The 12,584-nt window shown below is 73.8% G+C and carries 13 protein-coding genes; all 13 read right to left on the bottom strand.

The window, feature by feature from the left end:
- Positions 1–16: 16 nt before the first annotated feature.
- The 13 genes from IH25_RS0104645 to IH25_RS41515 all read right to left on the bottom strand — a co-directional run bounded on the left by IH25_RS0104645 (position 17) and on the right by IH25_RS41515 (position 12,526).
- A complete protein-coding gene (locus IH25_RS0104645) occupies positions 17–889 on the bottom strand; it encodes an ABC transporter permease (RefSeq protein WP_245172689.1) in 873 nt (290 codons plus the stop codon).
- Positions 886–1,842, bottom strand: coding sequence for an ABC transporter ATP-binding protein (locus tag IH25_RS0104650; protein WP_030603286.1), 957 nt, complete (start codon positions 1,840–1,842; stop codon positions 886–888). The genes IH25_RS0104645 and IH25_RS0104650 overlap by 4 nt, the downstream gene beginning before the upstream one ends.
- The gene (locus IH25_RS0104655) at positions 1,839–3,017 is read right to left on the bottom strand and encodes a nucleotide disphospho-sugar-binding domain-containing protein (RefSeq protein ID WP_030603288.1); all 1,179 of its coding nucleotides are present in this window, start codon (positions 3,015–3,017) and stop codon (positions 1,839–1,841) included. The genes IH25_RS0104650 and IH25_RS0104655 overlap by 4 nt, the downstream gene beginning before the upstream one ends.
- Before the next feature lie 73 nt (positions 3,018–3,090).
- Entirely contained in the window at positions 3,091–3,393 is a 303-nt protein-coding gene (locus IH25_RS0104660) for a transcriptional regulator (RefSeq protein WP_030603292.1), read from the bottom strand.
- Positions 3,390–3,872, bottom strand: coding sequence for a hypothetical protein (locus IH25_RS0104665; RefSeq protein ID WP_157846945.1), 483 nt, complete (start codon positions 3,870–3,872; stop codon positions 3,390–3,392). The genes IH25_RS0104660 and IH25_RS0104665 overlap by 4 nt, the downstream gene beginning before the upstream one ends.
- Before the next feature lie 10 nt (positions 3,873–3,882).
- The gene (locus IH25_RS38485; RefSeq protein ID WP_051753779.1) at positions 3,883–6,555 is read right to left on the bottom strand and encodes a M16 family metallopeptidase; all 2,673 of its coding nucleotides are present in this window, start codon (positions 6,553–6,555) and stop codon (positions 3,883–3,885) included.
- 20 nt (positions 6,556–6,575) lie between these two features.
- On the bottom strand, positions 6,576–7,505 hold the full coding sequence (locus IH25_RS38490; RefSeq protein WP_030603300.1) for a hypothetical protein: 930 nt from the start codon (positions 7,503–7,505) through the stop codon (positions 6,576–6,578).
- Positions 7,502–8,128, bottom strand: a complete 627-nt coding sequence (locus tag IH25_RS0104680) for a flavoprotein (protein WP_051753793.1) — start codon at positions 8,126–8,128, stop codon at positions 7,502–7,504. Before IH25_RS0104680 ends, IH25_RS38490 begins: the two co-directional genes overlap by 4 nt.
- Before the next feature lie 29 nt (positions 8,129–8,157).
- A complete protein-coding gene (locus IH25_RS0104685; protein ID WP_030603306.1) occupies positions 8,158–9,123 on the bottom strand; it encodes an LLM class flavin-dependent oxidoreductase in 966 nt (321 codons plus the stop codon).
- Positions 9,120–10,871, bottom strand: a complete 1,752-nt coding sequence (locus tag IH25_RS0104690; RefSeq protein WP_030603308.1) for an ABC transporter ATP-binding protein — start codon at positions 10,869–10,871, stop codon at positions 9,120–9,122. Before IH25_RS0104690 ends, IH25_RS0104685 begins: the two co-directional genes overlap by 4 nt.
- The gene (locus IH25_RS0104695) at positions 10,864–11,934 is read right to left on the bottom strand and encodes a methyltransferase (protein ID WP_051753780.1); all 1,071 of its coding nucleotides are present in this window, start codon (positions 11,932–11,934) and stop codon (positions 10,864–10,866) included. Before IH25_RS0104695 ends, IH25_RS0104690 begins: the two co-directional genes overlap by 8 nt.
- Before the next feature lie 151 nt (positions 11,935–12,085).
- Positions 12,086–12,268, bottom strand: coding sequence for an LxmA leader domain family RiPP (locus IH25_RS37385; protein ID WP_037654341.1), 183 nt, complete (start codon positions 12,266–12,268; stop codon positions 12,086–12,088).
- 90 nt (positions 12,269–12,358) lie between these two features.
- Positions 12,359–12,526: an LxmA leader domain family RiPP gene (locus IH25_RS41515; protein ID WP_167346010.1), complete on the bottom strand. Its 168-nt coding sequence runs from the start codon at positions 12,524–12,526 to the stop codon at positions 12,359–12,361.
- Between the last annotated feature and the right edge of the window lie 58 nt (positions 12,527–12,584).

The raw sequence follows: 12,584 nt of genomic DNA on the forward strand, positions 1-12,584 counted from the left end.
GTCCACCGCCCCCCCCCTACACCGGGTTCCGCAGCGCCCGCTCGCGGCGCGAGACCATGGCGGAACCGGACTCCCGGCGTGCCATGCGGCGCAGCACCGCGGGAGCGAGGAGCACTCCGGCCACGGCCCAGCAGCCGAGGACGCCGGCGGTCTCCCAGTGCCGCCAGGACGCACCGATCTCGACGGCGGCGTAGCCGTCGGGCAGCAGCGCGGAACGGGCCCCGAGGCCGATCCAGTACAGGGGGAAGACCTCCGCCACGTGCTGGACCCACTCGGGCAGCCGCGAGGCCGGGTAGAAGATCCCGGAGACCGAGGCCAGGCCGAAGAGCGGAATCATGATCAGGCCGATGTTGCGGGGGCTCTCGACGAGGGAGCCGAGTACCGCGCCGGCCGGCAGAACGGCCAGCAGGCCGAGCGGCAGCATCCAGGCCAGCGTCGCCCAGAGGCCGGCGTCGGCCGGCGAGACGCCCTTCAGCATGCAGATGCCGGTGAGGGTCACGATCGCGCAGGCCAGCAGGACGGTGGCGGCGACGCTGGTCATCTTGCCGATCAGGTAGCCGAGCATGCCGTGCGGCAGTGCCTTCAGGCGCAGCAGGGTGCCGTCCTGGCGCTCGACCACCAGTTGCTGGGCCAGGCTGAACATCCCGTTGAAGGCCAGGCACATGCTCATGACGCTGGGCAGGATGAAGCCGGCGACCGGCATGGTGGAGTGCGGGAGTTCGTTGTCGCGCAGGAAGTAGAGGGGGGCCAGCATGCCGAAGAGCCAGATGAGGTTGCCGGCCAGGTCCTGACGGTTGGTGACCATCTGGTGCAGTTCCCTCACGCCGCGGCGCACACCCTCCCGGACGGCGTTCGCGGACGGTCCGGCCGTCGCCGTCGTCGTGGTCACCGGGCCACCTCCGCGAGCCGACGGGAGGCCTCTTCCACGCGTCCCGCCTCCGCGTCGCGGACCATGGCGAGGTAGACCTCCTCCAGCCCGACCCGGCGTATCCGGAGGTCGTGCACATCGGTTCCGTCCTCGGCGAAGAGCCGCTGGACGAACGCAGTCGGGTCGGCGGTGCGCCGGCTGCGCCGCTCGCCCCCGCCGGTCCAGGTGACCTCGGCTTCCGCGCCGGTGCGCCGGGCGAGTTCCTCGACCGTTCCCTCGGCGATCACTCGGCCTCCGATCAGGATGAGGACCCGGTCGGCGAGTTTCTCCGCCTCCCGCAGGTCGTGGGTGGTGAGCAGGACGGTGCACCGCTCGTCGGCCAGCGCCCGCACCAGCGCGTGGAACTCGTGGCGGGCCTCGGGGTCGAAGCCGGTGGTGGGCTCGTCCAGGAAGAGCAGTTCGGGACGGCCGACGACACCGAGGGCGATGTCGAGGCGGCGGCGCTGGCCGCCGGAGAGGCTGGCGATCCGCTGGTCGGCCTGGTCGGTAAGGCCGACGGTCGCCAGCAGCTCGCCGACGTCCCGCGGACGCGGATGGCCGGGCGTGGAGTACGGCGCGTAGAAGGCCGCGAAGTGGGTGAGCAGTTCCCGTACCCGCCATTTCCCGTGGTCCCGCCAGGACTGCAGGACGATGCCGAGGCGGGAGCGCCACCGCTCGTCCCCGCGGGCGGGGTCGGTGCCCAGGACGCGTACCTCGCCGGCGGAGCGCCCGCGGAAGCCCTCGAGTATCTCGACCGTGGTGCTCTTTCCCGCGCCGTTGGGCCCGAGGAGCGCGACGACCTCGCCGCGGCGCACGGAGAAGTCCACTCCGCGCAGCACCTCCTTGTCCCCGTACCGCATGTGCAGGCCGTGCACCTCGAGGACCGGCTCCTCGTCGGCGGGAGCGTTCCGGCGGTCCGGCCGGACAACCGTCATCCGAGTCTCTCCTTGCTTCCGTGGGGTGCGGCACTCGTGCGGGGTGCGGCGCCCGGGGGCCGGGAGCCGTCCGTGGGCAGCCGCGCTTCGATGACGTCCGCCGCCGCCCGGGCACCCCCGCAGCGCGCGATCTCCTCCCGCATGCGGGCGAGCCGGCCGCCGATCCCCGGGTCGCCGGTCACCTCCCGGACCACGGACCGCAGGGACTGTGCGGTCACCTCCTGCGGCGGCAGGGCGCGGCCGAGGCCGAGGGTGTCCACCTGGCGGGCGGTGAGGAACTGTTCGATCGCCTGCGGCAGGACGACCAGGGGCACGCCCGCGGTCAATCCTTCGAGCACACTGCCCGTGCCGCCCGCGGTGATGAACAGCCGCGCCCGTGCCAGGACGCTCACCTGGGGGACCCACTCGTGGACCTCGGTGCCCGGCGGCAGACCTTCGAGGGCTTCCGGCGCGGTCCCGTGGCCGGTCGCCACCACCACGTGCCAGTCGGGTCCGTCGAGTGCGCGTACCGCCTCGGCGGCCCGGCGGAAGAGGTCCGTGCGGGTGTTGTAGGTGGTGCCGAGCGACACGAGGGCGACCGGCCGGCCGTCCGGTGGCGGCGTCCAGGTGCCGTGGGCGTGGCGGCGCCAGGTGACGGGTCCGACATAGGTGTGGTGCGGCCCCGTCTTGTCCGCCTCGAACTGGAGCGAGGGCGGCATGGCGACGATGCAGGGCACGGTGTCGGACAGCGCCCCGGGGCCGCCGCCGACACCGGGACCGCGTGTGCCCGCGGGGAAGGCGTGGGTGGGGGAGAACTGCACCTCGGGCACGCCCCAGGCGCGGGCCAGCAGCGGTGCGTGCCCGGTGACCGTGTCGTAGACGACGAGGTCGGGAACGTCCGCCGTGTACGCCGCGGCCACCTGCGGCAGCGCGGCGTCGCGCTCCTTGGCGAAGGCGTCCACCGCGAGCCGCCCGTCGTCGTCGGCGGGCAGCCAGGAGCGGCCGCGGTTGTCCGTGCCGGGGAAGGTGGTCCGGTAGCGGACCGGTACGGCACCGGCTTCCTCGATGAGCGGGGCGAAGTCGGCTCCGGTCGCGAACGTCACCCGGTGTCCGCGGGCCACCAGTTCGGCCGCGACGCCGAGCAGCGGGTTCACATGTCCGTGCAGGGGCACCGACATGAGGGCGACATGTGCCATGGTTCCGTCCTTCTGTCGAGGGCGCCCCGCCGGTGGAGGGGGCCGGTAGTGTCCGCACGGGCCCGCCGGGACGTCACTCCGGCGTTTGTGCCGCGTCGGCGATGAGGCGCAGCTGCGCCAGGTGGCCGGCCAGTGCCTTGCGGCCCTTCGGGGTGAGGGCGATCCAGGCTCTGACCCGGGAGTTGAGCGGCTCCTTGCGGAGCGTGACGTACCCGGCTTCCTGGAGGGCCTTCACCTGCTTGCTGAGCGCGGAGTCGCTGAGCCCGACGGCGTCGCGCACGGTGGAGAAGGCGAGGGAGTCGACGGGGCTGAGCATCGCGCAGATCTGCAGCCGGTTGTACGGGTGGATGATCTCGTCGAAGGCCGCGGCACTCATGGCCGCACCCCGCCTCCTCCCAGCTCGTCCGCCCGGGTCCGGTCCAGCCGGCGGCCGAGGGTCACCGTGAGGGCCAGCGCCAGCAGCCCGCACGCGGCGGCGGACCACCGCATGTCGGCGACCCACTCCAGCACCAGGCCGATCGCGGCCAGTACCACCACCAGCAGGGCGAAGAGGTAGCTGATCCGGCGGGTGGCGGGGGTGGCGTAGGAGCGGTCGGGTGTCGCGCCCGACGCGCCCGAGGCGATGAGCGCGATCAGCGCGGGGCCGATGCCGATGCCGAAGGGCACCCCCCAGACCATCAGGTCGGCGCTGACGGAGGCGAAGGCGATCAGCAGGCAGCAGCCCATGGCGGGGTAGTACCAGCCCGGATGGACGGCGGCCCGTGCGCTCCTTTCGCGGGCGCCGGCCGCCCGGTCCAAAGCTTCCCGGGCGTCACGCGGATTCACGGATTCCACGGCGTTCTCCTCTCTTTCCATGATGGAAAGTCTAGGGGTGACTTTCCACCATGGCAAGGGGCGGAGTCGTACGTTCGCCCTTCAGGGCGGCCCTCAACTCCCCTTCCGTGCCCGCGGGTTCGCCTTCCGTCAGAGCTACGGCGGTCACCTCGGACGCCAGGTAGAGGGCGTGCGCGGCGACCGTCACCGCCTCGCCGTCGACGGCCCGCAGCAGACGCGGCCGGCGCACCACCCAGTCCAGGTCCCGCCCGGCGGCGAGGGTGTGCCGCAGCGCGTCGGCCAGCATCGCCGGCGAGTCGAAGGCGGACAGCAGCTGCGCGGCACAGTACCGGGCGACCGCCGCCACCTCCGGCGGCGCGGGTGGTTCCGTGGCAAGACGGCGCATCTGCGCCCGTACCCCGGCGACCGCGGGCGCCATGGAGGTGCGGGGCACCGACAGCCGAACCAGGGAGCGCGCCCGGTCGGCGACCGTGTCCCGGCCCGCGTACATGTGGTGTGCGGGATTTCCGGACTCCCGGCACCATCGTGCGAGCCGCGAATCCGGGTGCCCGCCGAACAGTGCCGTCGCGAGGTAGCGCGCGGGATCCAGTGACCCCCCGGCCTTTTCCGGGCACGAGAGCGTCACGTGCGCCGTCCCGCCGTCCGACGGCCGCCGGGCCCCGCCGGAGCCGACGACGAGCACGGCTGCGGGGGCGTCCCCGGGCGGCGCCGGTACGGCCGCCCCCGGGGCGGTCCACGCACCCATCGCGGCGCCCACCTCCTCGGCCAGCCGTTCCGGATCGGCGTCACCGACCACGACCAGGAGTGCGCCGCGCGGTGCGAACACAGCGCGGTGCAGGGCCGCCTGGCTCTCCGCCGCGGGGTCCGCCACGCGGCCGCGGAGCCAGTGCAGCCGCAGCACCTCGTCCATGTGCCGCTCCGATGGCAGGCCCGGCGAGCGGTGGCCGGTCACGGCGGTGCCGGCGAGGCGGTCCGCGTCGAGGAGCCGGGCCACGGCGCCGAACAGTTCCGTCCGGGCGTCCGCCGGTGCCCAGCCGCCGACGTCGGCCCACTGCCCGTCGGTGGTCAGACGCAGTTCGCCGCCCAGCCGGGCGGCAGCGGCGCCGGTCCCCGTGACGTGCTCCACCGTCCGCAGCAGCCGGGCCACCTCGCGCGGCCGGCTCCAGCCGACGCCGCCCAGCGGGATGCGCAGCCGCAGCTCCACCGTCCGGGAGCGGGCGTCGGGGACGGCGACCACCCGCAGTCCGTTGGCGAGCCGGGTCTCGTGGGCCCTGTCGAGTGCCGCCTCCGGCTGCTTCGCCAGAGGCGGCAGCGGGCGCGGGCCCAGCGGGCTGCGCCCCAGCTCCGCGGCGCTTCGTCCGGCCGTCGGCACAAGCGGCGCGGGGGCCGGCGCGGGAGCGGCGGGGCGGGTCCGCTCCCGGCCGGGCTCCAGCACCAGCACGCCCGCAGGCGCACCGGCCAGCCCGGCCGCCGCCGCGGCGACGGCCTCGGGGCCGGTGCCCTCCAGCAGTTCGGGTACCTCGTCGACCAACTCGGCCCGGCCGTACAGGAGTTCGAGGCGGCCCAGCGCCCGGCACCGCTCCTGGAGGCCGGCGTGGGTGCGCCGGTGCTGTGCCCCCAGGAAGGCAGCGGCACGGACCGCCCGCTCCGCGACGGCCCCCGGCGTACTGTGCCGGGCCCCCCAGTCGGCCAGCGCCTGCCGGAAGCCGGTGGGCGGGAGGCCGGGCGGCAGCAGTGCGGTGACGACGAGCGCGTCGGGCCCCCGTGTGTCCAACGGGCCGAAGAATCCGCAGCCGGCGCTGACCGGCGCGGGGAGGCCGTCGGTGCCGCCGCCGTCCGGGCGGCCGAGGAGGCGCGCGAGGACCATGTGGGCCAGATAGTCCGGAAGGGCGGTGACCGGATCCGGCAGCCGGTGCCCCAGGGCGACGGCGGTCCTCTCCACCCCCGGCTCCCGGCAGGTCAGCCAGGTGTCCTCGGACGGCGGCGGCTCGTGCGCGGGCGGCGGGGACAGCGGGCGGCGGCCCGGGATGTCGCCGAAGTGCCGCTCGACCAGCGGCCAGACGTCCTCCGGGGCGAAGGGCCCCACCACGGTCAGTACGGCGTTGGCGGGGGTGTAGTGCGCGTCGAAGAACGCGGCGCAGTCCGCCACGGTGGTCCGGCGCAGCCGTTCGATGTCGCCGTACCCGTCGTGGGCGTGGGCGAAGTCGCGGAACAGCACCCGCGGCAGGAGCGGCCAGGGGCACCCGCCGTACGGCCGGTCGTCGCGCACGTGCGCGATCTCCCGGGCCACACCGCTCAGTTGGGCCGCGAGCTGGGTCTCGGTGAACAGGGGGGCGCGCATCCGGTCCGCCTCCCGGAAGAGCGCCTGCTCCAGCGCCGCGGCGGGCAGGACCTGGACGTAGTCGGTGTAGTCCTGGTGCGTGGTGCCGTTGGCGGTGCCGGCCAGCGGATGGATGCCGTCGAAGAACCCGCCGTCCGGCAGGCTTTCGCTGCCGCGGAACATCAGGTGCTCGAACAGGTGGGCAAGGCCTTCCTGCCCGGGGAGTTCGGACCGGAAGCCGACCCCGTAGTGCACGCCCACCGCGGCGCGGGGGCCCGGCCAGAAGGGTGCGAGGACGACGCGCAGCCCGTTGCCGAGCGTGCGTCGTCGCACGGCGGCGGGCGGTTCGCCGCCCCCGGCGGGGTGGTGGATTCCGGGATGCATGTGTGCCGTGTTCTCCGAAGTCACAGATCCAGCAGGAACTTCACGAAGCCCGTGTACCTGTCGAACGCCGCCCGGTCCCAGCCCACGTAAGCGGTGTAGTCGTGCAGGTGGAGCAGGACGCGCAGCGCCGCGTGCCGCTGCCAGGCGTCCGCCAGGTCGCGTCCGTAACCCTCGAACAGCGCCTCGGCCATCCCGGACCACGCCGGGTGCCGGTCGTTGCGGTACCACTTCAGCTCCACCAGCTCGCCGAGCGTCCAGCCGACGTCGAACTGCCAGGGCGCCAGGCACACGTCCTCACCGATCAGCATGTCCGCCGCCCCGCGGGGACCGGTGCCGGATTCCGCCGGCACCAGCGAGCCCAGGGCGGCGGCACCGTGGCAGAGCCGTACGTCGGCGCCGTCGCCGCCGCGCATCCGTTCCGCCAGCCCGCGCAGCACGGCGAGGCGCTCCCCGCCCAGCGCCGGCCGCAGCAGGGACTCCGCGTACGCCGCCCGTGGGTTCGGCGCACGGCCGTCCAGCCAGTCCGTGAGCCGCCGCAGCCCGCGCGGCCCTTCTCCCGCGCCGGTGCCCGCCGGTACGGCCGTGTCGTGCAGTTCCCGCAGGGCCTGGCCGAGACCGCGCACCGTCGCGGCCGTGTCCTGGTCCGGGCCCTCGCGCAGCAGGCGGCCGGCGAGCGACTCCGGTCCGCGGACGCGGTAGAGCCGCGCGGCCCCGTCGGGGGCGCCGACCGACCAGCGCACCGTCGTACGCGGTTCCAGCCCGGCGATGAGGCGGTGCAGCCCGCCGTCCGCCGGGACGAACGGGGTTGGGGCCTCCGGCCCGTTCTCCCGGCGCCAGGTGTAACCGCCGTCCGGGGAGCGGGACACCACGGTGTGCAGCAGGGCGGTACCGAAGTCCCGGAGCTGCCGGGAGCCGGTCTCCCCGGCGGCGGTGCCCGCGGTGGCGCTCATGAGCGGTCTCCGTCCGCGAGCAGCGAGGCGGGGCCGCTGTCCGGGGGTGCCGCGGCCAGTGCGGCCCGGCGCTCCTCCAGACGGCGCAGGGCGTCCGGCAGGGGCGGCGGCACCCAGCTGTCCTCGCGCCCCGTGGTCAGGCTGTGCCCTTGCACCGGGGGGACGAGGACCACCTGGGGGCGAGCGGCGAGTGCCGCCCAGTGCGACCGGAACGCCGGGCTGTCGAGCCCGCCGGGCGGCAGCGAGGGGGCGACCGCGACCGGCGCGTCGGTGCACTGCAGGGTCAGCAGTGCGGGGCTGTCGGCGAGTCCCAGCGCCAGCCGCGCCGTGAAGTGGAACGTCGCCGGGTACACCAGAGCGGCCTCGGCCCACTCGGCGTGCTCGATGTGACGTGCCCGGTCGCACTCCTCCCAGTCGTCCACCGCGACCTCCTCGTCCAGTCGCAGAGCCAGGGAGAGCGGGGTGACGAAGCGCCGGGCGCTCGGACTCATGACGACCTTCAGACGCAGCTCCGGGTACGCCGCGCGGATCCAGGTGAGCCACTGCGGCATGCCGGAGGCCGCGGCGGAGCCGGTGATGACCAGCAGCAGCCGGGAGACGCCGAGCGGCGGTACGTCCAGCACGCCGGAAGCCTGGGAAGACGCCGGCGCGGTCACGAGCCCACCGCTTTCAGCAGGATCTCGGTCTCGCGCAGCGCGATGTGGTTGCCGTGCGTCCCCGCCACACCGGTGAGGTTGAGCACGATCTCGTCGACGCCGGCGTCCGCGTACTCCGCCAGCCGGGCCTTGAGTTCCTGCTCGTCGCCGTAGAGGAAGGCGCCGCCCGCCACCAGCGCCTTGGCGCTGGCCTCCGGGGAGTTTTGCATGTCCACCGCGATGCCGGAGCGGCTGAGCATGTCGATGTAGTGCGGGAGCCGCATGTGGCCCGAGTTGCTGGCGAGGGCGAGCCGGGTGACGTCCCGGTCGGGGGCGTGCAGCGCGACGGGGACCAGCGCCACCAGGCGCGGGACCGGGCGCCCGGCCTTCTCGGCGCCCTTGCGCAGGGCGGGGATCACCGTGCTGCGCAGGTAGTCCACGGGGGTCAGCCAGGTGATCGCGACGTCGGCGATCTCGCCGGCCAGTTCCGCCATGCCCGGACGCAGGACGCCGAGGCCGACCTCGATGGGCGGCAGCGGCAGCCGGGGCATCTGTCCCCGGCACGAGTAGAACTCACCCTCGTACTGGACCTGCCCTTCCTCCAGCAGGGCGCGGACGATGGTGACGTAGTCGCGGACGGCGCCCAGCTGGCTGCGGTACGCGCTGCCGAGGAGGCTGCGCTGGAGCACGGTGGCGCCCGGCCCGAACCCGGCGACGACGGAATGTCCCGTCCCCGCGGCGAGGCTCCGTACCCGGAGTGCCGCCTCCAGCGGATGGCAGAAGGGCATGAGGGAGACCGACGTACCGACCGGGGTGCGGAAGCCGCTGGCCGCGGCGTAGGTGAACGTCTGCAGGGGGTCGCTGCTGACCGTCTGTCCCTGCCACATGCGGTGCGTCCCGCTCCACTGCGCCAGCGCCGCGAACGGCAGCAGCTGCTCCGGGCGGATCGGCACGAAGGGCACGAGGAAGGAGTGGTCGGTCATGCCGGCACCGCCTCACCGATCAGTGCCTGGCCCCGGACCAGTTGCGCGTACTGCGGACACTCCCGCAGAAGCGCCTTGTGGGTCCCCTGTCCGACCACTTCTCCTCCTTCGAAGACGATGACGTGGTCGGCGTGCTGGATCGTCGAGATCCGGTGGGCCACCACGAGAACGGCACGGTCCCGGGCGAGGTCGTCCACGAGGTCCCGCAGTTTCTGTTCGTTGAGGCTGTCGAGTTGCGAGGACGGCTCGTCCAGCAGGATCAGCGGCGCCTCGGTCAGCATCGCCCGTGCGATGCCCAGCCGCTGGCGCTGGCCGCCGGAGAGATCGGTGTCCCCCGCCAGCACGGTGTCCAGCCCGTCGGGCGTGTCCCGCACGACGTCGGCGAGGCCCACCTTGTCCAGGGCCCGCATCAGTTCCTCGTCGGTCACGTCGTCCGCGTTCCGGCCGAGCGTCAGATTGGCCCGCACGGAGTCCTGCACGAGGGTCGACGACTGGTCGAGGTAGGCCATCCGGGCCCGCAGCCGCGTCAGGTCCCAGCGCGCCACATCGGTGCCGAAGACACTGACCCGGCCCGCGTCCGCCTCGACGAAGCGCTGGATCAGTTCCAGCGCCGTGGTCTTGCCCGAGCCGGAGAGCCCGACCAGGGCCGTCAGGCCTTCGGCGGGGACACGGAAGTCGGCCTTGCGCAGCACCGGTTGGGACCCGTAGGCGAAGTCGACCCGGTCGAACCGCACGGCCGGCGCCCCGGCGGCGGGGGCCGCGGCGGTCTCGCCGCCCTTCGCGTCCTCCTGCTCCTTGGCGAACAGCCCGGTGAACCGGTCCTGGGCCACCAGGCCCATCTTCACCGCCGTCACGCCCGAGGACGCCATCATCAGCGGGCCGGTCAGCTGGAGCAGGTACAGCAGGAACGCCACGAAGTCCGCGAGGGACAGCCGGCCGTCCAGCATCCGCGCGCCGCCGCCCGTGATCACCGCGACCATGGCGATCTGCTGGCCGAGGTTGAGCGCAGGCATCATCAGCGCCTCGACCCTGGCCGCGGCGATCTCCCGCCGCGCGACACCGTGGGCCTGCTCGGCCAGGCCGGCGGCGACCTGCTCCTCCGCCTGGTACGCCTTGATCACCTTCACCGCGTCGACGGTGGCGGCGAACCGCTGCGCCAGCGTGCCCGTCGCCTCCTGCACGGCCGTGTAGCTGCGCCGCAGCGCCTTGACCACCAGGACGATCAGGGCGGCGGCGACGAGGAAGGCCCCGACGGTGACCAGGAGCAGCACCCAGTCGACGAACCCCATGATCACCAGGGTGCCGAGGGTGGTGAGGGCGGCCATCGGCAACTGCACCGGGCCGACGTCGATCAGCTTCTTGATCCGGGCGGTGTCCGCGGTGATCCGGGACACCAGGCTGCCGCTGCCCTCCCGGCGGATCTCGGCCATCCGCATGCCCAGGACATGGCGCATCGTCCGCACGCGCAGCGAACAGATCATCTGCTGACCGAGCCGGGACAGCAGGAAGGTGGCCGCGGCGTTGGCCGCGGCGGAGGCGATGCCGATGCCGACCAGCAGCCAGGTCCACCGGTTCATCCCGCCGCCGCTCAGCGTGGCGATGAGTTTTCCGACGATCCACGGCAGGGCCAGGGAGCTCGCGGTCGACAGCAGCGCGAGCACGCCGATGAGGGCCAGGGTGGCCTTGCGGCCCGCGACGAGTTCCCGGAGGATCGAGAACTCGCCCGCCTTGCGCGCGCGTTCAGCCACGGGCGGGTACCTCTCCGGCTCGGCCGGCGGTCCGCGGCGGGGTGAGTTCCAGCAGGGTGCGCGCGGCGGTGGCCGGTCCGCGCCAGGTGACCTCCAGGCCGGCCCGGGCGGCGAGGGCCTCCAGTTCGGCGACCGAGCGGGACGGGGCGGGCATCATCGACCGCAGGCGCAGTTCGACCGCGGGGTCCCCGGTCGGCATGGCCACCTCCGCCAGGAGGATCCTGCCGTGGCCGCCGGCCGCCGCCGCGCAGCCCCGGAGGATGCGCACGGCGTCGTCGTCGGACCAGTCGGCCAGGATCGCGGAGATCAGGTAGACGTCCGCGCCTTCGGGCAGCGGATCGAAGAAGCTGCCCACCACGGCCGTGGCCCGGTCCGCCACGTCGCTGTGCGCGAAACGCGCGGCCGCCTGCTCGGCGACGTTCTTCAGGTCCACCAGCGTGCCGTGCAGGTGCGGGTGCTTGCGCAGCAGCGCCATCAGGATGACGCCCAGGTGCCCGCCCACGTCGACCACCCGCCGGACGCCGCTCCAGTCGTAGGCGGTGACGATGTTGTCGGCGTCCCAGTGGAGCGGTCCGCCCGCGTTCTCGTCGACGGCGCGGGCCTGCGCGGCCCACTCCTCGGCGTACCGCGCATCGCCGTTGACCTTCTCCCAGTAGCTGCCGCCGGACTCCGCGGCCAGGGCCGGCTCTCCGGTGCGGACGGTGTGGTCGAGGCGGAGCAGGGACAGGGCGCTGCCGCCCATCATGCTGTCGTTGCGCAGTGCTTCCCGGGCGCCGGAGGGGTGGTCCGAGCGGAGCGGCTCGCCGAGCGGGGTGAGGGCGAACCGCCGCTCGCCGTCCGGCGTGCCGCCGGTCTCCGTCAGCAGACCGGTCCGCGCGAGCTGGCGCAGCAGGGCCTCCGTGAGGTCCGGCCTGGCCTGGGCGCGTTCGGCGACCTCGCGTGCCGTCGTCGCGCCGGCCGCCAGGTGGTCCGCGACCCGCAACGTGGCCGCGGCACGGATGGCGGACGGGGTCAGGAGGTCCGCCAGGGACAACAGTTGCTGGTAGGGCTGAGGGTCCGCCATCGCCGGTTCACGCCTTCTGGGAGTCTGGGATAATCGGGCACGCTGCGGAGAGCTGCCCGAGGGCCCCCGCCGGGGGCCCTCGGGATCAGGACGTGCGTGTGCCGGTCATAGCGGGACCGGCACACGCACGGCTCACCTGGGACGGGTCAGATCAGCAGCCCTCGTCGTACGTCTTGGAAACCGCCTGGCCGGTCAGCCAGCTGGCGCCGGCGGTGGCCGCGCAGACCAGCGTGGTGGCCGGGGCGTCCGACGCGGCGGACAGGTTGATTTCCTCGACGGTGCTGTACGTCTCGTAGCCGGACAGCAGCTCCATGATGGAGTCGACCTTTTCCATGTTCTCTCCTTGGGAGTGGTGGACCACCGGCGCCGGAACGCGCCGGGGGGTGCGCCGGGCACCGGGGTACCGGCGCGGTGGGCGGGAGGTTCAGCAGGTGGCCTCGTAGGTGGCCGCCGTGACGAAGCTGACGCCGGCGGAGACGCAGTACCAGGTGGTGGCGGGGGCGTCGGTGACCGCGTTGACGTCGAGCTCGCTCGCGTCCATGTAGGTCTCGTAGCCGGCGACGAGCTCCATGATGCTGTCGGTGTTGTTCATGGTGTTCCTCTCTCGGATGACTGAACTCAGTACTGGAAGCGCCACCGGACGCTCCCAG

Source organism: Streptomyces achromogenes subsp. achromogenes (assembly GCF_000720835.1).
Taxonomy (GTDB): Bacteria; Actinomycetota; Actinomycetes; order Streptomycetales; family Streptomycetaceae; genus Streptomyces; species Streptomyces achromogenes.

What these genes read in the sequence shown, in the direction of transcription:
- IH25_RS0104650 (WP_030603286.1), bottom strand. Translation starts at nt 1,842, where the DNA reads ATGACGGTTGTCCGGCCGGACCGCCGGAACGCTCCCGCCGACGAGGAG.
- IH25_RS0104655 (WP_030603288.1), bottom strand. Translation starts at nt 3,017, where the DNA reads ATGGCACATGTCGCCCTCATGTCGGTGCCCCTGCACGGACATGTGAAC.
- IH25_RS0104660 (WP_030603292.1), bottom strand. Translation starts at nt 3,393, where the DNA reads ATGAGTGCCGCGGCCTTCGACGAGATCATCCACCCGTACAACCGGCTG.
- IH25_RS0104665 (WP_157846945.1), bottom strand. Translation starts at nt 3,872, where the DNA reads ATGGAAAGAGAGGAGAACGCCGTGGAATCCGTGAATCCGCGTGACGCC.
- IH25_RS38485 (WP_051753779.1), bottom strand. Translation starts at nt 6,555, where the DNA reads ATGCATCCCGGAATCCACCACCCCGCCGGGGGCGGCGAACCGCCCGCC.
- IH25_RS38490 (WP_030603300.1), bottom strand. Translation starts at nt 7,505, where the DNA reads ATGAGCGCCACCGCGGGCACCGCCGCCGGGGAGACCGGCTCCCGGCAG.
- IH25_RS0104685 (WP_030603306.1), bottom strand. Translation starts at nt 9,123, where the DNA reads ATGACCGACCACTCCTTCCTCGTGCCCTTCGTGCCGATCCGCCCGGAG.
- IH25_RS0104695 (WP_051753780.1), bottom strand. Translation starts at nt 11,934, where the DNA reads ATGGCGGACCCTCAGCCCTACCAGCAACTGTTGTCCCTGGCGGACCTC.
- IH25_RS37385 (WP_037654341.1), bottom strand. Translation starts at nt 12,268, where the DNA reads ATGGAAAAGGTCGACTCCATCATGGAGCTGCTGTCCGGCTACGAGACG.
- IH25_RS41515 (WP_167346010.1), bottom strand. Translation starts at nt 12,526, where the DNA reads ATGAACAACACCGACAGCATCATGGAGCTCGTCGCCGGCTACGAGACC.